The sequence below is a fragment of the Pradoshia sp. Z6_59 genome, from assembly GCF_058267515.1.
Window position 1 is genome coordinate 1 of record NZ_JBZCPP010000021.1, and the last position, 25,098, is coordinate 25,098.

Here is a 25,098-nt window from a genome sequence, read left to right on the forward strand (position 1 = left end):
GCAAGTGTCGTGCCGACTATAACCCAATGCGTGGATAAAAGAGAAGATAAATATATTCCTAACATTAATATGATTAAGCCAACACAAAACAAGATATGAACTTTTCTCAAACTCTTCACTCCCTTGTTTTAATTAGCTAAATTATACCATTTATTATTGAGCTAACCTGCCCCTTTACTTCTATAAGAAATTCAACACAAAAAGACATTAATCCTTCTTGGACCAATGCCTCTATTCGTATCAGAAAAACTTTTTATATAATTCACGTCGCAGTGTCCCGCTTAAATAAGCGTAGATTTTAGTCGTTTCGCTTTTTTCGTGTCCCATCAAATTTTGAATAACTTCTAGTGGTGCACCATTATTCAATAAAGTAGTGGCATAACTATGTCTCAATTGATGGGGGTGAATGCTTTTATTAATACCAGATCTTTTCGAAATCTGTTTTATGATATATCTCATTTGAGATATACTCATCCGATGGGGAGAACGGATGGTTACGAACAGTGCTTCTTGATTATCAGTTCTCTCATCCAAATACCTCTTCAACCAGATATCACATCTAGTGTTAAAGTAAACTTCTCTTTCTTTATTTCCTTTGCCTAAGACAATTACGGACTGATTAGAAAAATTGATGGACTGTCGATTCAAATGAACGGCTTCTCCAATCCTACAACCGGTTGAATACATAAATTCGAATAAAGCATTTTCCAATGTTGTATGACAAGCTTCTCTTAAATGCTCAATTTCTACTTCAGATAAAAACTTTGGTATTCGAATCTCCGATTTTGGTTCCTTGATTTTCGCGGCTGGATTACCATTTAGGACATTTTCATCTTGGGCCCATCTAAACAGCGATTTTATAAAACGTATCCTATGACTCAAACTAGCAGCCTTTAATTGATCAGCCACATTTCCAAGATAGAGCTTTAATGAATCAGTGGTAATTTCATCAAGTGATCGATCACCAAGATTCCGGATTAGCAAGTTTAATTGGATATTATATGCCTTTAAAGTCTGAGCTGAATATCCTTGAATCTGTTTATCAGCTTTATATAAATCCCACGCTTCAGATAGTATCATCCTATTACTCTCCTCATCTATTTTTATCAGTATAGACAAATAGAAAGGAAGTAATACTACAATTTACTTAAACGAATGCCCCCGTTAGTGGAATAAAGTTGTGTTTTAAGCTACTCCCATTCACTAGCCAAAAGACCATAAATTACGTGATCTACATAATGGTCATATAACCACTCTGCTTGTCTTATACGTCCTTCTTCCTTAAAACCAAATCTTTCTGGAAGTGCTCTACTCTTTTTATTTTCAACTGCGACTCTAACTTCAATTCGATTAAGTTTAAGGTCATTAAATCCGTAATCTATTAATGCTTTGAATGCTTTCGACATTATACCGTTGCCTTGGAATTCTTCACCTAACCAATAACCCACAACACCAATTTTATTAGCTTTATATATTTCATTGAAACCGATTGTACCTGCAATTTTGCCATTATATATAATTGCGAACGATTGGGGGTAACCACCATTCTCCATAAGTTCTTTACATCTTGATTGAATATTTTGTGCAGTATCTTCTACACTCTTTGTATAATCGAGCCAACCGAGCCACTCTTTTAAATAGGACTTAGAATTTATCGTTAAATCATAGAACTCACCAGCATCATCTTTATTAAACAATCTCAAAGAAACTTCATCATCCACCTTATGTATTAACATAATCCCCTAACCTCTTTCTTCTTTTTCTAGTAGCAAAGCATTGCTATATTGATTTTACCAAAATTTAATAAATTCACATTAAACACTATTAAGCTAAACTGCCCCGTTTCTACAATAAGGAATTCAACACTAAAAGGCATTAACCCTTCCTGGATCAACGCCCCTGTTAGTTTAAGTATATTCATTCACAAACAAAGACAATTACAATAGTAACTTTTCGTAATCACTTTTAAGTATTGCCATAATAATTTCATCTGAATATGCTTTATTGTAATATAAGGACTGACGTAAGACGCCTTCTTTTACAAATCCAACTTTTTCATACGCCCTGATTCCACGTAAATTTTGACTAAATACTTCTAACTGTAAACGATTTAAATTGAGTTGATCAAAAACAAAACTTAGAACTATATTGATTGCTTCAGTTCCAAAACCTTTTCCTGTTAATGAAGTAGAAGCCATTGATATTCTAAATCCTGCCTTTTTATTCTCCTCATCAATATCGTATATTGATAATTCCCCAATCATTTCATCACTACTTTTTAAACAAATAGCGAAATCATAACGACTAGAATCATTATTTATATTATTTATATGTGTCTTAATTTGTTGTAATGAAAAATTAAAAGAAGTCCCAGTCATATAACGTATTTCTTTATCCAGCGTACTTCCTAATATAATAGGGGCATCTGACTCGCAAAGCAGTCTTAAATAAATTCTCTTGCTCTCTAATCTCATTTAATTATTCTCCTTTATTCTCTTGTTTCAAATTGTTTAGAGTATATGTACTTACTTCGATTACATTAATCTATTAGGGCTATGATATAAAAAAGACAAATTATATAAGTTTTATACATAACATAATAAAATGGAGTATCACTAAACTGCCCCTTTACTTCAATAAGAAGTTCAACATAAAAGGCCATTAATCCTTCTTAGATCAATGACCCCGATAGCTCAATAATTCATATCATTTTTAGAGCTTTGTTTACTGCCCAAATCTGATGATCGTGAAATAATTTTTCTACTGCTTGAATTGGTTCAGCCCATATAAGAAAGTTATCCTCTTCTGTTGGTTCGCTTACTTGCAATCCCATTTCACATAAATAAAAATGACCTTCACTAAGGTAATATTTACATTCATTTGTTGAAAAGAAATATCTCTGAGCACACCCGATGAAACGTCCCAATTCTATATCCATTCCCATTTCTTCTAATGCTTCCCTTTTCATACACTCTTCGTGTGTCTCAGTATTTTCTATTCCTCCGCCAGGAAGAAAATACTTACCATCACCTGTTTCAATTATTGCGATTTTATCCTTCTGTTTATTAAACATTAGACAATAAACGGCAGGTCTTAATATATATTCTTTATCCTCTTCTTTTTGCCCAAATGTTATGACAGCCATATACAATATCCCCCAATACCAATACCAATACCAATACCTTTGTAATACCAAATCAATTATTCTTATTGAGCTAAACTGCCCCGTTTGTTTAAGTATACTTATTCACAATAATAGCAACTACCTTTAGAAATGTTATTTGTATTTATATTTCACTGATTATATGTCCGTCATTATCTAAGAAGTCTATGTTTATGTTAGAAAAGTTTTTTGGTTTATTGTTCATCAAAATCCAAACTCTCGTTTTATCATTGAGCCTAACAATATCTGCCTCTATTCCATTCACTTTTATGATCTTCGTTTCAGCCACTATATCTTTTGGTATGACCCCGTGCAAAAGGATATCTCCATCAGCAAAACTTGTATAGGAAGAACCTCTATCCTCATCGTGAGAATAATAGGTTGGTTTCCAACCGAATATCCCTTTTTCAAACTGGACTAATGAAACAGTATTTCCAACTTCAAATGGCACAAATGTAGAATTCCCAATTCGGTAAAATTCTTTATCACCGATTTCAGTTTCAACAAATTCATTCTTAAACTTTTCAAATGCTTCATCGACAGTTTTAGAACTTAGTTTTGCACTCTCTATACTTGCAAATATCGCATATGTAACAATCATTGATATAACATAAAATGCGATTGTTTTTGTCCGTTTCCCCAACTCATCTCTTCCCCCCGTCTTATATTGTAACTCTTAAATACTTGAATTAACTTTATGTTATTTTCTCAGTTGCTCCTGTTAAGCTAAACTGCCCCTTTTCTACAATAAGAAATTCAACTCAAAAAGGCATTAATCCTCCTTGGATCAATGCCCATAGGTAAAGTAGAAAAGTTCACAATTCATTCCCCCATATGGAAGTGAATATCAATAGCAACCACTATTCCAATAAGTTCAAATACTACACCCTCTTTATAATCACTATTTTCTATATGATAACCATCATTGTTGAATAAATTTTCTTTTATCGTTTCATAAAATAAGGAGCGTTTCTTAATTGTAGTTAAAAGTTTATTTGTACTGTTGTCCCTAACTGTGAAATCTATTGCATCATAACTACCTATTGCTGTTAATAATTCATTGCCATTTGCATCAATAACTTTTATTGATGGTGACTTACCCTTTTGAAGTTGATTTCACAGTGGCAATATGTTCTCCATTTTTCGTGTATAAAATTAAATCTTTATGAAATCCAATCTCTTTTTTTATATAACCTACACTTTTTCCTTCTTCATTTAATAAATCTATTTCTAAATTTTCTAAGATTATTCTCTTAGGTATAGCTAGGAGAATCAGGCTGGCCAGCTTTATCAATTGATTGCCTGACTTTTTCGAGGAATTTTTGGATTCTTGTAATTTCCCTATGGTTTTACCACCTGTATTTATTGAGTAAACTAACCCTTGTTTATTTAAACTTTCAACCTTTTGTAAGTAAATTTTTGAATATCCTTTAATCAAAATTATCCCTCATACCCTCTTTTATATTTGTTACTGTAAGTTCAAATTAATGGGCCTTTTAAACTAAACTGCCACTTTAGTAAGCTTCAATCAATTTAAACTTTGTTAAATATTCGATTAAGGTTCCTTTTATTCCTTTTTACTAAATCACCTATGATTATCTTAAGCAAATTAACAAGCCCAATCGCAAATTGACAATAGCTATTGTAACGATGTTAAAAAGCAAGCTAAATACTAGACGAATTAAGTAACCAAAAGAGGTATTGTTTTATTTAAATCCTTTTATATCAAAAAAATCGCAACGAAATATTGTTGCGTTTTACATTATTAATTGTTGTGTTATACGTCTTGTTATTTCTATTTTTCTCCCTCAAAAGAGAACCCGTTAGTTTGGCAACCTGGTCTTTTTAAAACAGAAAAAAACGCCGATTCATTCGGCGTTTCAGTAGTATATGCGATTTCCTTTATCCTTCTGCTTTTTATAATACTTGTCGTACGCAACCAATGTTAAGACTGCTAGGATGGGATAACACAGTACCATGGAGTTGTATGAAGTATATCCTGCAAAATTAAAATGGAAAAGCAGGAAGCCAATCGTATTAATAACAAGCAACTTCATTTTCAATGAATGGTTTTCTTTCATCTTCATAAAGAATAAGCCAAATAAAAGAATTGTAATCCCGATGGACATGGAAATATAGGAACCCAGGAACATTCCAAATGAATCAAAGAATACCACTGGTATAAATCCACTGAACATCACGGTCAAATAACAGGTTAGTAGCAAGAGAGAATATCTAACATATTGCATGGTTTCTTCCCCCTTATTGATTTAATAGCTTCGTTTTCATTTCTCTGTTCATATCATCCAGCTTCGTTACAAACTCTTTACTGCTGGCGATAATCCTTCTGCTGGATGCTTCCTGGGTCTCAATAGCAGAATAAATATCCTGGTAAGCCTTTTGGAGCTTTTCAATCGAGATAGATGGATTCTCCAAGAGCTTCGTTGTTTTTTCTGTGTTTTCTTTTAGCATTTGCGCGTTTGCCAAAATCATGTTTTCTGTAGCTTCATTCACATCATTGATTGCTGTAATGATTCTTTCCTGATTTTGCAAGGCCAAATGAATTGCAGATGTAACGGGAGCTAAGTTCTTAGTCGTGTCAATTGCATTCCGAATGGCTTCTTTTAATTTATCATTATTTTTCTTGATAATATCAACGGAAGCAAGGGACTGCTGCAGCACATTTACCATAGAGCTCATATTCTTTGTTCGTACAATGATTTTCTCCTGTGCTTCCATGACAAGCTGCTGCTTATTCTGCCACTCCGGATCGTTCTTTTTATCCTCAATCATTTGGAAAAGATGCTGACCCATATAGATTTGTTTATCTAAGAGGTAAATTTTTTCATGGACATCTTTTTTGATGACATCAAGCTCAGCATTATCCTCCTGAAGCATATCTCTTCCTCTAAGTAAGGACTGAACGATTTCATCAATATTCTTTTCCACCGTTTGATACTTAGCAATAAACTTTTCATTTGAACTCTTGCGCAAAAACTTCGGAACAATCTTTGCTATTCCTTTTGTCTGATAGGCATTTGGATTTAGGTCAGATACCGCCTCGCGAAGCTTCAGCAGATTAGTTGGTATATCGTGATTGTCCTTATTGTCCATCATATCTTTAACCGGTCTGCGCAGACTGTTTAATGATTCCCCAGCCATACGTTGCTCATTGCCGCCGAAATTGCTTAAATGCTCTAGGACGGAGTCAATATTATGTGCATCTGTGTCAGATATTTTTTTGACGACCTGAGTTGCTTCATCATTTAATTTTTTCATATCTTCGGGATTTATGAATGATTGAATCGCTGTTTCATCAAATTCCCTATTTTGTTCACTCATCGGTTTTCCACCTCTTGTCCGACATTATTTTTCGTATCTTTGATCGATTGTAGTCAGTGTTTTCTTTAAATCAAATTCCCTTGTATTGTCTATATGCCTGCGAATTTGTGTAATTCGCTCCTGTATGATAATCAGTCGATTTAATGTATCATGTTCATACTTTTCTTGTTGTTTGGATTCCAATTGACTAAAGTCAGCAATCAGCTTACGTAAATCTTTAATTATTGTCTCCTTAACCTGATGCTCATAATCAACATCAGAGATGAGATCCACATGCTCCAGTAAATAACCCAGGCTTGGGATAATTTGAGTAAAGGCATGGTCAATCGGTGAAGATAGATAGTTTCTATTTCTCGCATCTTCCAGCTCATTTATAAGAGCAGTGAAGTTATTGTTATTTTGATATATCGTTTTCATTTTATCTGGCTGGAAACTCATAATGGCCCATCTTAAAAAGAGATCAATCTTTTCTAAATCGCTTTCTTTCTTTAATAGTTGTTCGGAGATTTTCTTTTCTGTATAAACTCTCGACCTGGTATCGTATCGAACATCCAGTAAAGGCTGTTTTGTTTTAGCTTTTTGCGCATTAATCGTAATGTAATCCGGACCAGCCAAGATGGAAAGTATATTTGAATCCAATTCATATACATAATGGGCATAACGATCATCCAATTGCGTGCATACAAACTGGTCTTTTTGATTTTTACCGGCTATTCGCTTCATCACATTTGCCAAACGTTCCTGTTTTGGTCCTGCTGGTTTTGCGTCCTGCAGAAAAACTACAGCTGTAGCTCCTACCAATCCAAGAAGGATCATATAGAACATAAACAGTCACCCCTTTCTAAGGCAATTTTATCATACTATACATACGAACAAACAGAGAGATAGTTTCAAAAAACATTGGTAATTTTCATTTCTTCTAATGGTTTTGTCGAAAATAATGGATAGCTCAAGAAAAACTATATTTATATACTATCTTTTTTTGAAGCGAATATCTTAATATAAAATTTCAGAATAGCAACTTATATTTTTAACTAGAATATGGATAGTTTTGGTAAAATAGAATTAAAAGGTAACCCAAATCGTAAAACGGCCCATCGATGGGTAGTTTTCATTAAAATTCACCCTTTAATTTGAAGGCTATATATGATCTAAAAACGTTCCAACAAGAATGTATAGATACAAATAAACGGAGGATGGTTGCATGTATTTTCCATCAAAAAGAGACATATGGATGACCGCTATTATTTGGTTATTCGCATTTCTTTTTATTCTTTCACCTATTTCATTTCCAAACATTAGTGTTTGGATGACCCCTGATTTCTTAGACAAGCAATGGGTTAAAATTGTTCTGTTAGTACCAGTTGGTTTTTGTTTATTGTGGATATGGTTTAAAACAGGATATACAATATCGGAAAACCTCCTCACCATACGCTACGGTCCATTTAAGAAGAAAATTATGATTGATACAATTATCAGTATAAGAAAAACCAGAAATCCTTTTACAGCTCCTGCCCTATCTATGGATAAAATAGAAATTAATTTTACAGGATATAATACGATTGCCATTTCACCAAAAAACCAAACTCAGTTTGTTCGTCAATTATTAAAGCAAAATCCACACATAAAAGCGGATAACCCATTTGAAGATCGTACGGAGAGTTAGGATAAAATTAATAGATTACTCCTTATTTTAACGTGCAATCTCCCCGTAGCGTCGGTCTCATACCATGAGCACATAAAAAACACCGGAAAACACCGGTGTTTAAATTCATTATCTATTTGTTGCCGATTAGCTTAAAAGGAAAATGCAGTTCAAAATTGGCTTTTCTTTTTTCAGGCTCTTTCTTAATCACTTCTCCTGTATTCAGCCAAGATGCTACATCAAAGTATTTTTTATAATCCACTAGCTCATTTTCTAATTTGGTTTCTATGTGTTGATTTGAAAAACAAATCACATTGTCTAAATGTCCCATTGGCCTAGCCGTAAAACAGACTTTGTTTTTTAAAGGCAACTGATTGAACGTTTCAATACATTCTTTTCTGCACTGATACTGATCGCTGAATTTAAAAAACAGCTGATCCCAATTTATACGTTTAACTCTTTCATTCCAGTCATTTAATGCTGTTTGTTTATACTTATAGGAATAGAAATGGATCTCTACTTTCTGGCCCAACAGCCCAATGGGATAAACACCCGATACACCATCGTATTTTGAATGGAGTGTAAATTTAAGGGGAGATTTCATATAGTGCTCAAAGTTAGATAACAGTTCAATATAATCCGGTGCAAATATGAACATTCCTACAAATGGAGTTTGATATTCCATACCTAATTCATCATAAACTATCTTGCCCCAATCATTATCTGAGACAATCGTGAAATGTCGGTTTTTCACTTTCGTTTTCATATCCAGATGAAAACAGTAACTAGATATCTTTTTTGTTATATTTTGTAGATAACCTTCCATTTTATCTCCCCCTTTCTACATTATTATTACCTTTATTCCTTTTTTTAATAAAAAAATAACATCTAATTTATGGAATCTTACATTTCTCGCTAAACTTTTCCCAAATTATGCCGATATGTGCTATAGCACCCTCTATGACATTTTATGCTGGAGACATTTTTTAGTTACTCATTTTACCCTTATTTTTTTAGGGGTTGATTTAACTGATCTCTGCTGTTGTCTGACAAAAACATATGCCATACAGCTTTGTAAAACTGAGGGAGAATAAAGGAGGATGTACATTTGCAAAATCAAAAGGCAAGCCATAAGCCATTGGTCTATAAGGGTACAACACTTTTATTATCTGCAGGATTTATCCTATATAGCGGGGATACATCATTAAAATTATTGGACACCAAAAAGGCTGAAGCATCTAGTGTTACGTATTACGAAACCACTTCTAATTTAAATTTACGAGTCAGTAATTCTACTAAAAGCTCTGTACTATTAACCATTCCTAAAGGGGAAAAAATTAGCTACCTTTCAAAAAGTGGTTCTTGGTTCAAAGTGAAATTCAACAATCGCACAGGTTGGGTTAATAATAAGTATGTGAAGAAAGCTGAAAATATTACTTCTGATAAAGCCATTATCTCTGGCTATCAAACTACAGCTAATCTTAACTTACGATCCAAAGCGTCTACCAACGGGAAAATCCTGAAAACCATTCCGAAAGGGAAAACCCTAACCTATATTTCCACTAGTGGTTCTTGGATTAAAGTAAAATATCAAACTACTACAGGCTGGGTTAGTTCAGATTATGTAAAAAAAATAAATGAGAAAGCTAAGGTTGAACCTGCTGCTGTGGTTAAATCTGCTGTTGTTACCAGCAGTTCATCTTCATACACAACGAAAGCTAACCTTAATTTACGATCATCCGCTTCAACGAAAGGATCTATTTTAACGACGATTCCAAAAGGGAAATCCGTTACTTATGTTTCCAAAAGCGGTTCTTGGTTCAAGGTGAAATATAGCGGTAAAACCGGTTGGGTCAGCTCCAGTTATTTAAAAGCTAACTCAGCTGCTGCTAAACCAACGAGCAGCACCCCTTCCACTGTGGCAAAACCTACACAGGAAGTGAAGTACCAAACTAATGCTAATCTTAATTTACGATCTTCCGCTTCAACAAAAGGATTCATTTTAACGACGATTCCTAAAGGTAAGTCTGTTACTTATGTTTCCAAAAGCGGTTCTTGGTTCAAGGTAAAATATAGCGGTAAAACCGGTTGGGTCAGCTCCAGTTATTTAAAAGCTAGCTCAGCTGCTGCCAAACCAACGAGCAGCACCCCTTCCGTTGTGGCAAAACCTACACAGGAAGTGAAGTACCAAACTAATGCTAATCTTAATTTACGATCATCCGCTTCGACGAAAGGATCTATTTTAACAACGATTCCTGAAGGCAAATCTGTTACTTATGTTTCCAAGAGCGGTTCATGGTTTAAGGTAAAATATAGCGGTAAAACTGGTTGGGTCAGTTCCAGCTATTTAAAAGGTGTTACACCGGTTAAAAATGAGAGTCCCTCCCCTTCTGTTGAAAAACCAAAGGAGAATTTGACTTATCAAACAACGGCCAGACTGAATCTAAGAACTGAGGCTTCTACCCAGGGGTCTGTATTAACGCTTATCCCAAAAGGAGAGAAAGTTACCTATCTATCAAAAAGCAGTTTTTGGTATAAGGTGAAGTACGGAAACAAAACAGGTTGGGTTAGCTCTGAATTCCTAAAGGAAACAACTGAAGATAAAAAAGAGGAAGTAAAGAATAATGAGATTTATACGACAACTGCTAATTTGAAGTTCCGGAATTCAGCCTCTACCAGTGGAGCTGTCCTTACTACTATACCTAAAGGAAAACAGGTTACGTATTTATCCAAAAACGGATCATGGTATAAGGTTTCCTATAACTCACTTACAGGCTGGGTCAGCTCATCCTATCTGGTAAAAGGAGCATCTACCTCCGACTCCACTAATCCAATCAGTTCAGATTCCTATGTAACGATTGATTTAAGGACAAAATCATCCGTAACAGCTGCACAAATTAATACGTATATTGCGAATAATGCAACCTCCTCCAACAGTGTTCTATTTAACAGGGGAAGCATATTTATTGATGCAGCAAACAAATATGGCGTGAATGCTTTGTATCTTGCAGCACATGCCATTCACGAGAGCAATTTCGGTAAATCAACTATATCACTAGCCAAAAACAATCTGTTTGGTTACGGAGCCTATGATGCAGCTCCATTTGTGGGTGCTGTCAAATTTAATACAATCAAATCAAATATTGAATTTATTGCTCAAATGATGAAAGCTACGTATTTAAATGAAGGTTACTGGTCCTATAAAGGCGCGTATCTTGGTTCTACCGTTAAAGATAGTAATGGGAATAGAATCGACAGTCTAAGCAGCGGGATGAATTTTTATTATGCGACCGATTCAAATTGGGGAAAAGCGATTGCCAAACATATGTCGGCAATGCTTGATTACAATAACGAGGGTGCCAAAAATGCCCCCCCGAATAAAACGGTGCCAAGCAGACCCTCTTATCCTGATGCAAAAGATGTCTTTCCTACTGGTACTATTGCGGTAGCACATACAACCATTAATCTGGCATCAGCAGATAATACAGGTTCAACCGTTTATAAGACAACTTCTAATCTAAATTTGCGTTCTAGTGCTTCAACAAATGGTTCTATTTTGCTCACCATACCTAATGGGGCAACAATAACCTTTCTTAGTGCAAGCGGTAGCTGGTATAAAGTTCAATATAACGGAAAAACCGGCTGGGTCAGTTCTGAATATGTAACAAAAACAAACTCAGGATCCTCTGCCAGCATTAAAGCTGGAGAAACCTTTAATTTGCTAGAAAAACATAATAATGAGACTTTAAAAATAAAATATAAAGGCAACATGTATTACACCTCCAGTTTTGGGTTAAGCAGTTACTATAAATACATGTCCGTTAAAAATCTGGCGCGTGTGGATGCTACATCCTTAAATGTCCGTTCTGCTGCAAATACAGGCAGCAGTGTGGTCGGCACCCTATCTAATTATCAATATATTGAGCTATCGGTTGATTCAAAAAACAATCCGATAACCAGCAATGGATGGTATAAAGTGAACCTTTCAAATGATACACAAGGATGGGTTTCCGGAATGCATATTATCCGTGAGTTGAATAAATAATAGATTGCGAGATTATCATTTCTTAGTCGTAGCCCAGAGATTAACACTCTGGGCTTTTTTCTATAAGAATATATTTGTTTTGTCACAGCAACCTAATTAAAATCCAAGTAAACATTAGCCATTTATCTGCCCTTACGTTTTGTCCAACTCCTCATATATTAATTATAAAGATTTATATGGAGGTGGAAGTATGCAAAGAAGAAGACGAAGACGTCCTGGCAAAGGATTATGTTATCCAGGATATAATTGGTGCGGTCCAGGCTGTTCCGGTCCATGGGGACCTACTAATCAAGTAGACTCATGCTGCAAGAAACATGATGACTGTTATGAGCGGTTTGGACCCACTAAACAGTGTGACGAAATGCTGTTAAATTGCCTTCAATCCCAAATAAACCCTCGAACAAAAATGGGACGAGATGCTCGATTGTTTTACAATGTTATGCGCCTTAGGTATGATCTCCGATATTAAAACCAGGAACTATAAAAAGCCTCTCAAATCTTTCTGGTTGGAGAGGTCTTTACTTTTAACTTATATATTACTTCAGCATTATTAGATGTCGAAATTTTATATTTAGTTTCATATTTCCCCTCTGCTATATTCACTTTTATATATTATATGTAAATTTCTTTCCTTCTTGTTCTAGTCCTTCTTATTAATCCGTATTGCTTTATCGGAATGTTTAATATCAATATATATGGGCAAAACATTTAATATACTTAAAGAAATGAGGGGGATTTATGTATTTTGAGTTTAATGAAACGAAACATCGTCCTTTTCCTCTACCAAAGTCACCATGGATACTGACCCAGGTATGGAATGATATGCTATTTTTACATTATCAATTAGACTCCACCCTTCTCCGTCCATATGTGCCGGAGGAATTGGAAATTGATTTATATGAAGGAAAAGCATGGATTTCAATTATTCCCTTTAAAATAACTAAAATGAGAGCAAGAGGGCTTCCGCATTTTCCATATCTTCATACGTATTTAGAGCTGAATGTACGTACATATGTTAAATACAAGGGTGTACCAGGTATTTATTTTTTTAGTTTAGATGCGGACAAACTATTAGCCGTCTTGGGAGCACAATTAGGATTAGGCCTACCATATAAAAAAGCACATATGTACTTTCAACAAGCAAAGGATCAATTTTATTTTCAAAGTGTACGAGAAAGCAGTAAACAAACCTATCAACTCAATGTTCATTATGAACGTCAGCAGATTTTATATGAGCCCCTGCCGGAATCTTTGGATTTTTGGTTATTAGAACGGTACAGTATGTATAGCATTTTAGGGAATTTAATCATACGAGGGGATATTCATCACGATCAATGGAAAGTTAGTATGGTTCTTGCGTATATATCAACTAATACGATGCTCGATTTTTTACAAGATGAAACGCTCGATCCTACACCACAGCATATGCATTACTCAAGAAGAAAGCGATTTTTATTTTTCCCTCCAAAAATTGTGGGTAGAATTCAACGCTCCACCGACAAATAATCTATATACTGGGTTTACTATCGATTAAATTATGCTATATGAAAATATACAATCTGTAGACTATATAAGATAAAAGGATTGGGTAATTTTTGCCGAACCCTTCTTAATTCATTCTCCTTTTTATCATTCCCTTCTGTTGGGCGCATGATTTCTAGCGGATCTTAATCCCCATCTCGGTATTATTGGTATTCTTTTTGACTTCTTAATAATATTTAAATGTAAACTCCTATTAATCTGTTCGTAATATTGTAACTATATAATGGTACTATAATAGTTTTTCAGAAGGATAGATGAGAAAATGGACATAAAAGAGCCAACGAAAAAAATCGATTCAATAACCATACCTCCGGTTATTAAAGACTATATCGGAAATAAAACTACATTAGAAGATTTAGAACAACTAAAGTATTTAGTTGCAAAAAGATATGCCGAACTAAAAGTCCCCCGTTTCGATTGAGCGGGGTTTTTATTTGCTTAAATTCAACCTCTATTCATACTTTTCTTACTTAGTGTATTCTCAATATTTTTTTATAAATCTTAACCTCTATTTTTCTAACCTAGTTCATCAAACCTGCACCTTAACTTCAATAAATGTTACCCTTTTAAAAAAGATGCCAAGAACACAAATAACTCTCTCCTCAACTCTCCCTGCTATAGCATCCTCTCAACCCTATACTTAATAGAAGAAAAACGATATATTTTACAAAAAGAAATTTCTACCTTCACAAAATGAGGATTCGGATTCTTTACTTCCTAAAAAATGATAGAATCATGACTATTTACTTATACCATTCCTAACTTTCAACAGAAAGATGAATCTAACCACCCTGTACTGATTGCCCTCTTTTTTGTAGTATATGGGAGAAATGATAGAAATTTAAAGGAGAGTGTCGAATGTCAAAATCCAATATTAATCGTTTCTTCGTCCCAGCCTTTCTCGTGTTCCTGCTCCTCTTATCGTTCATTCCTGCGGTAACACCCAAGGCAGATGGACCCATTACTGTTACAGAGGCAATAGCAAACAATACAGGCAATGCTACTGTTGAAGGCTATATCGTTGCCCATACGACAGGAAATAATAGCTACGATTTTGAAGCACCATTCAGCAGTGATTTTAATATTGCGCTCGCTGATTCACCTAATGAAACGGATAAAGAAAAACTGCTTCCTATCCAGCTCCCAGCTAAATTCCGAGCAGAATTTGGGCTGCAGTCCAATCCTTCCATCATCGGTAGTAAAATTCAAGTTACCGGAAATCTTGAGGCTTACTATACAGTGCCTGGATTAAAATCACCTACCTCCATTGTTTTTGCAGAAGAACATGATCCAACTCCGAAAGCTGCCGTTGCTGAGAGCTCAGTCTCTCCCGGACCAGTATCAGCTGGAACAGCTATTTCCTTAACAACAGAGACAGAAAACGCAACCATCTACTATACAACAAATGGGATGGACCCTACCATAGACAGCCAAGTGTACACGACCCCCATCCTCATCACAGAGAACACAACAATTAAAGCAATCGTCATAGCAGACGGCTATAAAAACAGTGATATTGTATCACTAACCTATTACATTGCCACTAGTGGTTTACAGATACATGACATTCAAGGTGCTGAGCACTACTCTCCTTTTCAGGATCAATATGTGGCAGATGTTGAAGGCATCGTAACTTATATTGCAGATGCTAACAACTTCTATATGCAATCTCTAACGGCTGATAAAAACCCTTCCACCTCAGAAGGTATACTTGTCTATAAAAGAAACCATGGTGCACAAGTTGGTAATACCATTAAAGCAAGCGGTCAGGTCAAAGAATGGGTACTAGAAGGTTATGCAGAAAAATTAACAACGGATTTACCGGTTACGGAAATCAATGCTACTAACATTACGATTGTAAAAGACTCACAACCGCTCCCTAAGCCGATTGAGATTAGCCCGCTTAAAGGACAGCCAACGCAAGTCATCGATAACGACCAGTTCGGCAAGTTTGATCCGTATCAGGACGGCATAGATTATTACGAGAGCCTAGAGGGAATGCTCGTAAACATTAAACAGCCAAAGGTCATTGCACCGCAGGATTATGGCGAACTATATGTAGTGTCAAAATATACGTTACTCAACACCTTGGCAGGTGGCTTAAGGATTTCAGAAAAGGATTATAATCCAGAGCGACTCATCGTTGATACTGGAGATTCAAGCTTTGTTACCAAGACAGGCGATTCATTTACGAGAGATATTCATGGAATTGTAAGCTATGGTTTCAGCAATTACCGGATTCTTTCTGATAAAGATCAATTACCGCAACTTAAAAACGGCTCCCTGAAACAAGAGGTAACGAAATTTAAGCAACATGCCAAAAAACTGACAGTCGCTTCCTATAACGTAGAAAATTTCTCCCCTAAGGAGAGCGATGAAAAAACTACAAAACTTGCAAAAGCTATTACAGACAACCTAAACCAACCTGATATCATTGGACTGACTGAAATTCAGGACAATGATGGTGCCACAAATAGCGGTAATACGGATGCAAGTGCTAGCTATCAAACATTAATTGATAAAATTAAAGAGCTGGGCGGTCCCACTTATTCATTCACTGATATCGCCCCGGTAAATAATCAAGATGGAGGCGCTCCTGGAGCCAATATCCGTGTCGGATTTTTATATAACCCGGAGCGAGTGTCACTCACTTCTGCTCCAAAGGGCAGTGCGAATGAAGCAGTCCGCTATGAAAATGGCAAACTGACAGCAAATCCAGGACGAATTGATCCTGAAAATCCTGCATTTGATAGTAGCCGTAAGCCTTTAGCTGCCCAATTTACCTTTAATGGCAAGGATGTTATTGTCATCGCTAACCATTTCAATTCAAAAGGCGGGGACCAGCCGCTCTTTGGAAAAAACCAGCCGGCTATATTGTCTAGTGAAGAGCAACGCATTAGCATAGCAAATGTGGTGAATCAATTTGTAAAAGAAATTCAGTCCAAGGACAAGTATGCAAATATTATTGCTCTCGGAGACTTAAATGATTTTGAATTTACAGATACACTCAAAACACTGAAGGGCAGGGAATTGACGAATATGATTGATTTGATTCCCTCAATTGACCGCTATACGTATGCCTATCAAGGAAATTTACAAGTGCTAGACCATATCCTTGTTTCGAAACCACTAACATTGCGTACAGCTGTTGATATCGTTCACATCAACGCTGCCTTCATGGAAGAACATGGGCGGGCAAGTGATCATGACCCTGTATTAATTCAAACCATGCTAAAATAATGTTCATTAAAGTCTAGAGAAGGTGGTCTTAAAGGATCGCCTTCTCTTCTTTTATGCATGACAGATTTTTGATAGGATACGTCATAGGTAGCGCATCTTAAGCATAAGAGCTCCTGTGGACTTTATACAACATTGGTTTTGTCATCTCTAGGAACTTCATAACTCAAGGCTTGTTGACTGTCTCCTATTCCTTTAGTTGTCGGATCCTGAACAATACCAATCCCAGCTAATATATCCACAAAAAGCAAAACCAATGTGTAACATCATCTTCTGCGACAGACGGCATGACTCCTATTAAACCGAGCAATTTATATATAAAGCTAGTGACTAAAGTAGTAAATGCAATAATAAGATTGGGTTTTTAAACGTACTTTCCACTTCATATCTATCACTCTATTAACTTAGTATGCTTAACTTCAAATATATTTAAAAGGCTGAATGCAGACAGCAAAAAGAAAATCCCCGTACCCCAGTTTAAAGGCATGTCACTCGCGGCATAAGAAACGGCAATGATTAAATAAATTAAGGCGGATAACCCTAACCCAAACTTTCTCATTACATGACTATTAATAACCATGCCAATAACCTTTATAGTAGCTGCAGAAAAGAAAATGAGAGCAAACAATGTCTCGCTTCCCAACTGACTTAAAGTTCCATATAACTCTGGCAATTGCTGAAACATATCATTGTTGAACATACATACCGAAGCAAGGTAATAGCTCAATATACTGACTAGTGCTTCAAAATATGGTATAGACCTTTTCATCATCCACCCTCCTTAGTTCAGTTTTTGTATAGCAAACACAATAAAACCGATAACCGCTGGAATAGTTCCACCTATAACGGAAGCGGTCACAGTTCTTCTTAACCATACAGTATCTCCTTTAATGTCTTTGAGGGTTTCTAAAATACCAGCAATCTGCTGATCGTGTACAATTTGTGTACTGCGCATTTGGTCCAACCGATCTTCCTGCTTGTCCATCCGGAATTCATGTTTTTCAAAACGCACGTCCTGTTTATCAAATTGCCCTTCCGTCTGACGCTTGTACTCTTTGAATTCTTCTGACATATTCATCACCAACTGTTTTAACATCTGTAACCTTCACCCTCATCATATGCGAAGAATCTTTCTTTTGTTCCATAATTAGACTATATAACTATCATTTAATGTCTAAATAGTTGGCCAAGAGAATGGCTCACTTTACACGAGCATCACTTTAGGCAAAAAAAAGAGGACTCCGGCTTGAAGTCCCCTCATACTATGTGATTTGCTCATTATTACCCGTGAAAAAAATCAGTGGTTTATTACTTATAATAGCATTTAAATCTAAATTACCAGCATATCCATCTACTCTTCCTTTGTCTGTAAACTGCCATAAGTCGCAGGCATAGTTTGGTTTTCGGCTACTTGCTCGCTTGCCGTCGTTATGTCCATAAGAAGGTATCCAAACAGCATCAAAGTCTCTTATATCGATATTAAGGGATTTATAAAGATGATTGGCAATATATATTCCTACTTTCTTTGCCCCAAGAGCTCTCAATTTCTTTACATAGGCCTTAACCCCTGCTCTCATATCTTTCATTCTCTTTTCCTCAACATCAAGCCAGTAAACAGGTGGCCTAAATTCTTTAGTCCGGTTATAAAAATCAGTAGCCTCTTTCTCCATATCAGAGATCGAAATCCCCCTTACCCACGCATAAGCATTAGTTGGTACACCACGCTTATTTAATTCCCTGTGATGAGTTTTATAATGTCTGTCGATTGTAGAAGATCCATACTGAGTACGAACAATAACTAAATCCACTTCCTTGGCTAGTTTGTCATAGTTTATAGAAGATGGCGGCTGGTGATGCGAAATATCAATAATTTTACCCATAATAATCACCCCCCTTTTTATTAGAATATATAAAAGAGCCTCGAGGGACTCTTAAAATAAACGTTGTCTACAGTTTTTGATAGAGGAAAGGCGATTTTGCGGAGCATAAAAACTGCCTCTCTTTTTTTTATATCAAATCCTTAAATGGCAAGACTTCCCTCCTTCCCTTAAGGGGTGGTGTACACTATATAGACCGAGCATACACCTGGTTTTATCAGATTTAAAAAAATAAACATTAGAACGAAAAAAGTCTAAGTATTAAATACTCAGACTTCTTTCTGTAAGGTTATTAAACAAATATCAAAAGTGGCTTCAATGAGAAAGTACAACTAAAGTATATCGTCAAAACACAGAATTGTAAATATTGTAATTTTTCCGAACTCAGGCTATCGCACAGTACATACTATTAGTTTTTGAAAAATAATTGTATCGTAATATATTTTCAATGCTAACGATTAGTGCCAATACGCCACTCCCTTCAGAGGCGATTTATTAAATAAGAGGGGAAAAGTTTTTATAAAAAAGAGGACTCCCACAGTGGAAAGTCCCATTAATTTTAATTTTTTAGCTTTTCTAATTCGTTTAATTTTAAATGCAAAAGAAGAATTTTTTGATTCACTTCCTTAGATGATTCCACATGTTGAAGCAAATAGCGTAACCGCATGGTGTGGAAAATACACAAAAGTTTCTTCATATATATTCATCCTTTATCCGACTTACGTTAATAATAGCGTTGGTATATAACTTCAACAAGAGGCTCAAGATGTGGTTCATTTGCCATATACAAATAAGAGGACTCCCACTTTGGAACCCTCTTATTTATTCTTCACATATTACCGCATAGCGTTCCAATTATACTTTAACAAAATTTTCGCACAGGATAATCAATTCCTGTAACTTTTTAATGCTATGGAACGAATCCATAAAAGAGCCAGATTGCCAAAGATACCAATTCACGCTTTAAGGCATACTCATGTTGTTCTACTCCCATAATCAGGAACTTCGAAATACATTCAAAAACGTTTGAGTCATGGATCCATGCAGATCACCGCTGATGTCTACTAAGAAAATCGAAAAAGATACTATGGAGATATTCGAAGATTTCACAAAAGGTAGTGAAAATTTGGACAATCTAAATACATATGATTGCCCCACCAAATAAAAAACCCTCAACACTGGTAGTGTCAAGGGTTTCGGCTATTAATACATTTGAAGATATTGTTCTCTCTCCCATGGATGAACTTGGGTGCGGAACATATCCCATTCAATCTCTTTTGCTTCTACAAAGTGTTCCAGGATATGATCACCTAGACCGTTCATGATGACAGGATTTTTTTGTAATTCTACTAATGCTTGATATAACGTAGAAGGAAGATCTTTAATACCTTCTTCAGCACGTTCTTGCGCAGACATTACATAGATATTACGGTCAATTGGTGCTGGAGCTTTTTTCTGATTTCTTATGCCATCAAGACCAGCGCTAAGTAATACTGCCATAGCTAGGTATGGATTTGCAGTTGGGTCAACAGAACGTACCTCAACACGTGTGCTCAATCCACGGGAAGCCGGAATACGGATCAACGGGCTACGGTTACGAGCAGACCATGCAACATAACAAGGTGCTTCGTATCCAGGAACTAGACGTTTGTATGAGTTAACTGTTGGATTTGTTACTGCTGTGAATGCAGGCGCATGCTCAATGATACCAGCAATGAATTGATGAGCTGTCTCGCTCAATTCGATATTTCCTTTTGTATCGTAGAAAACATTCTTCCCTTCAGAGAATAAAGACAAGTTCATGTGCATACCGGAACCATTCACACCGAACAATGGTTTAGCCATGAACGTTGCGTGCAAGCCATGTTTACGAGCGATTGTTTTTACTACTAATTTGAATGTTTGGATTTGGTCACAAGCTGTAATCGCATCAGCATATTTAAAATCAATCTCATGTTGCCCTGGAGCTACCTCATGGTGGGATGCTTCAATTTCAAATCCCATCTCTTCTAGCTCAAGAACGATATCGCGACGGCAGTTTTCACCTAAATCTGTAGGAGCAAGGTCAAAGTATCCGCCTTTATCATTTAACTCCAAAGTTGGTTCCCCTGCTTGATCTAATTTGAATAAGAAGAATTCTGGCTCAGGCCCAAGATTGAAATCTGTGAAACCTAACTCTTTCATTTCCTCTAACACACGTTTTAAATTAGCACGTGGGTCACCTGAGAATGGTGTTCCATCCGGATTGTAAATATCACAAATTAAACGAGCCACTTTTCCTTTTTCAGCAGTCCAAGGAAAAATTACCCATGTATCAAGATCTGGATATAAAAGCATATCAGATTCTTCAATACGAACGAACCCTTCAATGGATGAACCATCAAACATCATTTTATTTTCTAATGCTTTATCAAGCTGACTTACTGGAATTTCTACGTTTTTAATTGTTCCCAGAATGTCGGTAAATTGTAATCGAATAAATTTTACATTTTCTTCTTTAGCTAATTTCCTAATATCATCCGCAGTGTATTTCCCCATCTTCCTTTTTCCTCCCTTAAATAATAAAGCTTTTTTATATTTTAATTTTAATTAAAAAACCTATGCATATCACCAGATTGGTTGCTGCCTCTCGTTGTAAAGCGGCCAGCCTTTAAAATTTCATCGCGCAGTAATTTTCTTAATTGCGCATTGGTCAATTCTGGCTTTTGTTCTTCTTTGGAATGTTCATCCTTAGCAATTATTTCAGTTTCATTATAAGCAGAAGGTTCAAGAATTTTTTTAATCCCGGCCATATTTATACCTTGATCAAGCAATTCTTTAATTTCCAAAAGACGATCGATATCGTTTAAGGAAAACATCCTTCGATTCCCCTCTGTCCTGGCTGGATAAACCAATTTATGTTCTTCATAATAACGAATTTGCCGTGCAGTTAAATCGGTCAGCTGCATGACAATACTCATTGGAAAAAGTGGCATGGTTCTTCTGATGTTACCGCTCACCACTACATCCTCCTTCAAAACTCTTCTTGATATTGTTAGTTTATGCCATGTGAACTTCTTTGTCAATCGTATGTGAGGTTTTCTTACATGGAATTTCAGGAGTAATGTATCATTTTAACTACTTTACTTCTTTTACCCTATTTGTCAGTAATTAATCTAGTAATTTATCGATAAGATTTTAAAAAAAAGAACTTCCAATTGCTCGGAAATTCTTAAGCTATATTCAACCCCCTGCTTCCTACCGCGCAAAAGGGAACACAAAGTCCATCAAAAGTAACAAGGACCAGATTAACAATAAAATTATAATACTCAACCCAAGAATTTTAGTGATCCTTTTATAATTTAAGTTTTGCAGCCAATAACTGAGAAAATACAATACTATGACTGCATACGGAAGATTATTGCTGCCAGATACAAGTGTGACTATCATTGCAGTTAAAATGATTATCCCCGCAATTATATTCAAGATATGCAACTTTTTACTCATACTCTCACCCTCAATATCTGAAATTTATACTTTAAAATAGATATACTAAGAGTATCACTAATTTCCATATTTTGTATATAAGCATAACCCCTTCAATATTTTCACGAACAAAAAAACTCCCCTATTCTAAAAATAAGGGAGTTATCATTTATTACTTTATTAATCCTTTTTCAATCATCTGATCGATTGCTTTGCAAATAGCTATTTTAACATGGGAGTACGTTAGTCCGCCCTGTACAAAAGCGGTATATGGCGGTCTTAACGGACCGTCAGCCGTTAATTCGATACTCGCTCCCTGGATAAACGTTCCGGCAGCCATGATGACATCATCCTCATATCCAGGCATATAGGCCGGATATGGTGTCACGTGAGAGTTAATTGGTGAAGCAAACTGAATCTGCTGACAGAACAGCACCATCTTATCTCTGTCATGGAATTGAACTGATTGGATGAGATCTGTTCTAGGTTCGTTCCAAGTAGGTGAAGGGCTAAATCCCCATTTTTCTAGCATGGCTGCTGTAAAGATTGCTCCTTTTAAGGATTGTCCAACAACATGCGGAGCCAAGAAGAATCCTTGGTACATTTCTAATAAACTGTACAAGGAAGCACCCGCTTCAGCACCAATACCCGGTGTTGTTAAACGATAGGCGCATCGTTCTACTAAATCAGCTCTACCGGCAATATAACCACCTGTTTTTGCTAAACCACCGCCAGGATTTTTAATTAAGGAACCTGCCATTAGGTCCGCTCCAACCTCAGTAGGCTCCATTTTCTCAGCAAACTCTCCATAACAGTTATCAACAAAGACAACGACATCCTGTTTGATTGCTTTTACAAACTGAATCATTTCCTTTATTTCAGCAATTTTAAATGATGGGCGGTTATCATAGCCTTTTGAGCGTTGAATGCCAATTACTTTCGTATTTGGTTTAATAGCTTTTGCTACTGCATCAAAGTCAACATACCCATCTTCCTTTAAAGCAACAGATTGATAGGATATTTGATATTCCTTCAATGAACCTATACCACTTCCGCGTATGCCAACAATCTCTTCAAGCGTGTCATATGGCTTTCCTGTAATGTATAAAAGCTCATCACCAGGGCGTAACACACCAAATAAAGAAGTTGAAATAGCATGTGTTCCAGATATGATTTGCGGGCGGACAAGTGCCGCTTCGGCTCCAAATACATGAGCAAACACCTTTTCCAATGTATCTCGGCCCATATCATCATACCCATAACCTGTTGAAGGATTAAAGTGGGCATCACTAACCTGGTTTTCCTGGAAGGCTTTTAATACCTTTGCTGTATTAAAGTCTACATTTTCATCGATTTCTAAAAATCTTTCAGCAACCATTTTTTCAGTTTCTTGAACAGTTTCTTTGATTCTCTCACCGTTCTTTAATTGTTCAAACATGTTGTATTCCTACTCCTACTCGTAATTTTTAATAATTCCCATGATTGCATGGTCCGCTAAAGCAAGTCCCTTTAGATGATAGGTCTCATTGCTTTCATGAAACTCGGTTGATTTAACGATTGTCTCATCCTTTAATCGCGCTATAATCTTCCCTTCATTAGCTGGGATCATAACGGAGTATGGTTCCATAAAGCTTTCAACCAATTTTTCCATTTCTAAAAGAAGTTGTTGAATCCCTTCATCCTGACGAGCAGATATATGAATGGATTTTTCCTTGGATGTCGGCACAAATTCAGAATGGGCCATATCTTTTTTGTTATAGACAATCAATTGGGGAATATCCTCAGCACCCAAGTCCTCGATAATTTTTTGAACAGTCTTCTCATGGTTATAAGCATCAGGATGTGAAGAATCCACTACATGTAAAATGGCATCGGATTCCGTCACTTCTTCAAGTGTGGATCTGAATGCCGCAACAAGAGATGTAGGCAAATCCTGAATAAAACCAACAGTATCACTGATAAGGACCTTGTATCCAGATGGAAGAAGACATTCTCTGGTCATCGGATCAAGGGTAGCGAACAATTGATTTTCCTCATAAGAATCCGCTTCAGCCAGACGGTTAAACAAGGTTGATTTACCAGCATTTGTATAGCCGGCCAATGCAATTTGGAAACGATTATTTCGTTTTCTACGCGCTCTGTAACGTTCTCTGTGCTTAACAACTGAATCCAATTGCCTTTTGATTTCATCCAAGCGACGTCGAATGTGGCGTCTGTCAGATTCCAGTTTTGTTTCCCCTGGTCCCCTCGTTCCTATTCCACCGCCGAGTCTTGATAATTCAGTACCTTGCCCTGCCAATCTTGGCAGCATATATTGCAATTGTGCTAATTCCACTTGCATTTGACCTTCGCGAGAACGAGCACGTTGAGCAAAAATATCTAAAATCAACTGGGTTCGGTCAACAATTCTAGTTCCCAGCTCTTTACCGAGATTTCGTATTTGACTGGGAGACAATTCATCGTTAAAGATTACAACATCCGGTTCGAGCTCTTCAACTAATGCAATGAGCTCCTCGACTTTCCCTTTTCCGATATATGTAGCAGGATGAGGCTTAACTCTCTTTTGAGATACTAATACAAGAGCCTGCCCTCCGGCAGTTTCCGTTAATGATTCAAGTTCCTCCATAGAGGATTCAAATCGACTGTCATCAATATCTTCACGCTGACAACCAACTAGTATAGCTTTTTCATATGTTTCTTCCATTATGTCACTTCCCTCAATAGTTCACTATTCTTCTTATCATACCAAAAAAATCACCCGTTCCAAACCTTGTATTCAAAT

23 protein-coding genes are annotated in these 25,098 nt (G+C 36.2%); 5 read left to right on the forward strand and 18 right to left on the reverse strand.

Translation table 11 applies throughout. The annotated features are described in order from the left end of the window. Positions 1-240: 240 nt before the first annotated feature. From AC4D4B_RS16660 to AC4D4B_RS16700, 9 genes are all read right to left on the reverse strand, one after another. Entirely contained in the window at positions 241-1,080 is an 840-nt protein-coding gene (locus tag AC4D4B_RS16660; RefSeq protein ID WP_490558980.1) for a tyrosine-type recombinase/integrase, read from the reverse strand. Between the two features lie 110 nt (positions 1,081-1,190). Next, positions 1,191-1,736, reverse strand: a complete 546-nt coding sequence (locus tag AC4D4B_RS16665) for a GNAT family N-acetyltransferase (protein WP_490558981.1) — start codon at positions 1,734-1,736, stop codon at positions 1,191-1,193. Between the two features lie 201 nt (positions 1,737-1,937). Further along, complete coding sequence (locus tag AC4D4B_RS16670; protein WP_491000552.1) at positions 1,938-2,474, reverse strand: GNAT family N-acetyltransferase; 537 nt, start codon at positions 2,472-2,474, stop codon at positions 1,938-1,940. A gap of 227 nt (positions 2,475-2,701) precedes the next feature. Then, positions 2,702-3,145, reverse strand: a complete 444-nt coding sequence (locus AC4D4B_RS16675; RefSeq protein WP_490553217.1) for an NUDIX hydrolase — start codon at positions 3,143-3,145, stop codon at positions 2,702-2,704. A 142-nt stretch (positions 3,146-3,287) separates the two neighbouring features. Beyond that, positions 3,288-3,806 carry a hypothetical protein gene (locus AC4D4B_RS16680; RefSeq protein WP_490994682.1) on the reverse strand — a complete coding sequence of 173 codons (519 nt, stop codon included), beginning with the start codon at positions 3,804-3,806 and terminating at the stop codon, positions 3,288-3,290. Positions 3,807-4,259: 453 nt separating this feature from the next. After that, positions 4,260-4,601 (reverse strand): hypothetical protein, encoded by a 342-nt coding sequence (locus AC4D4B_RS16685; protein ID WP_491000553.1) that lies wholly within the window; start codon positions 4,599-4,601, stop codon positions 4,260-4,262. Positions 4,602-5,043: 442 nt separating this feature from the next. Beyond that, complete coding sequence (locus tag AC4D4B_RS16690; RefSeq protein ID WP_490994684.1) at positions 5,044-5,412, reverse strand: hypothetical protein; 369 nt, start codon at positions 5,410-5,412, stop codon at positions 5,044-5,046. A gap of 13 nt (positions 5,413-5,425) precedes the next feature. Then, positions 5,426-6,505 (reverse strand): toxic anion resistance protein, encoded by a 1,080-nt coding sequence (locus AC4D4B_RS16695; protein ID WP_066104191.1) that lies wholly within the window; start codon positions 6,503-6,505, stop codon positions 5,426-5,428. Positions 6,506-6,529: 24 nt separating this feature from the next. Next, positions 6,530-7,330, reverse strand: coding sequence for a hypothetical protein (locus AC4D4B_RS16700; RefSeq protein WP_490994685.1), 801 nt, complete (start codon positions 7,328-7,330; stop codon positions 6,530-6,532). Positions 7,331-7,709: 379 nt separating this feature from the next. Here AC4D4B_RS16700 and AC4D4B_RS16705 point away from each other — a divergent pair, with 379 nt between their 5' ends. After that, on the forward strand, positions 7,710-8,171 hold the full coding sequence (locus tag AC4D4B_RS16705) for a PH domain-containing protein (RefSeq protein ID WP_490994686.1): 462 nt from the start codon (positions 7,710-7,712) through the stop codon (positions 8,169-8,171). Between the two features lie 112 nt (positions 8,172-8,283). Here AC4D4B_RS16705 and AC4D4B_RS16710 read toward each other — a convergent pair whose 3' ends face one another. Further along, positions 8,284-8,976 carry a DUF1919 domain-containing protein gene (locus AC4D4B_RS16710; RefSeq protein WP_490994687.1) on the reverse strand — a complete coding sequence of 231 codons (693 nt, stop codon included), beginning with the start codon at positions 8,974-8,976 and terminating at the stop codon, positions 8,284-8,286. A 282-nt stretch (positions 8,977-9,258) separates the two neighbouring features. Between AC4D4B_RS16710 and AC4D4B_RS16715 the strand changes: the two genes are divergently transcribed. From AC4D4B_RS16715 to AC4D4B_RS16730, 4 genes are all read left to right on the forward strand, one after another. Further along, the gene (locus AC4D4B_RS16715; protein WP_491000554.1) at positions 9,259-12,195 is read left to right on the forward strand and encodes an SH3 domain-containing protein; all 2,937 of its coding nucleotides are present in this window, start codon (positions 9,259-9,261) and stop codon (positions 12,193-12,195) included. Between the two features lie 190 nt (positions 12,196-12,385). Next, on the forward strand, positions 12,386-12,664 hold the full coding sequence (locus AC4D4B_RS16720) for a Parvovirus coat protein VP1-like protein (RefSeq protein WP_490994689.1): 279 nt from the start codon (positions 12,386-12,388) through the stop codon (positions 12,662-12,664). A 269-nt stretch (positions 12,665-12,933) separates the two neighbouring features. Continuing rightward, on the forward strand, positions 12,934-13,701 hold the full coding sequence (locus tag AC4D4B_RS16725) for a YqjF family protein (RefSeq protein WP_491000555.1): 768 nt from the start codon (positions 12,934-12,936) through the stop codon (positions 13,699-13,701). Between the two features lie 894 nt (positions 13,702-14,595). Next, positions 14,596-16,977, forward strand: coding sequence for a DUF6359 domain-containing protein (locus tag AC4D4B_RS16730; protein ID WP_491000556.1), 2,382 nt, complete (start codon positions 14,596-14,598; stop codon positions 16,975-16,977). A gap of 122 nt (positions 16,978-17,099) precedes the next feature. Here the strand turns inward: AC4D4B_RS16730 and AC4D4B_RS16735 are convergent, their stop codons facing one another. The 8 genes from AC4D4B_RS16735 to hflX form a co-directional block, all read right to left on the reverse strand. Further along, positions 17,100-17,216: a phage holin gene (locus AC4D4B_RS16735; protein ID WP_490994766.1), complete on the reverse strand. Its 117-nt coding sequence runs from the start codon at positions 17,214-17,216 to the stop codon at positions 17,100-17,102. A gap of 149 nt (positions 17,217-17,365) precedes the next feature. Then, the gene (locus tag AC4D4B_RS16740; RefSeq protein ID WP_490994693.1) at positions 17,366-17,743 is read right to left on the reverse strand and encodes a hypothetical protein; all 378 of its coding nucleotides are present in this window, start codon (positions 17,741-17,743) and stop codon (positions 17,366-17,368) included. A 12-nt stretch (positions 17,744-17,755) separates the two neighbouring features. Further along, positions 17,756-18,070: a hemolysin XhlA family protein gene (locus tag AC4D4B_RS16745; protein ID WP_490994694.1), complete on the reverse strand. Its 315-nt coding sequence runs from the start codon at positions 18,068-18,070 to the stop codon at positions 17,756-17,758. Between the two features lie 166 nt (positions 18,071-18,236). Next, on the reverse strand, positions 18,237-18,854 hold the full coding sequence (locus tag AC4D4B_RS16750) for a glycoside hydrolase family 25 protein (RefSeq protein ID WP_491000557.1): 618 nt from the start codon (positions 18,852-18,854) through the stop codon (positions 18,237-18,239). 1,200 nt (positions 18,855-20,054) lie between these two features. Beyond that, a complete protein-coding gene (gene glnA, locus AC4D4B_RS16755) occupies positions 20,055-21,389 on the reverse strand; it encodes a type I glutamate--ammonia ligase (protein WP_490994696.1) in 1,335 nt (444 codons plus the stop codon). A gap of 47 nt (positions 21,390-21,436) precedes the next feature. Continuing rightward, a complete protein-coding gene (locus AC4D4B_RS16760; RefSeq protein WP_490994697.1) occupies positions 21,437-21,850 on the reverse strand; it encodes a MerR family transcriptional regulator in 414 nt (137 codons plus the stop codon). A 638-nt stretch (positions 21,851-22,488) separates the two neighbouring features. Then, positions 22,489-23,754, reverse strand: coding sequence for a methionine gamma-lyase family protein (locus AC4D4B_RS16765; protein WP_490994699.1), 1,266 nt, complete (start codon positions 23,752-23,754; stop codon positions 22,489-22,491). Positions 23,755-23,769: 15 nt separating this feature from the next. Continuing rightward, complete coding sequence (hflX, locus tag AC4D4B_RS16770) at positions 23,770-25,020, reverse strand: GTPase HflX (RefSeq protein WP_491000558.1); 1,251 nt, start codon at positions 25,018-25,020, stop codon at positions 23,770-23,772. Positions 25,021-25,098 lie beyond the last annotated feature (78 nt).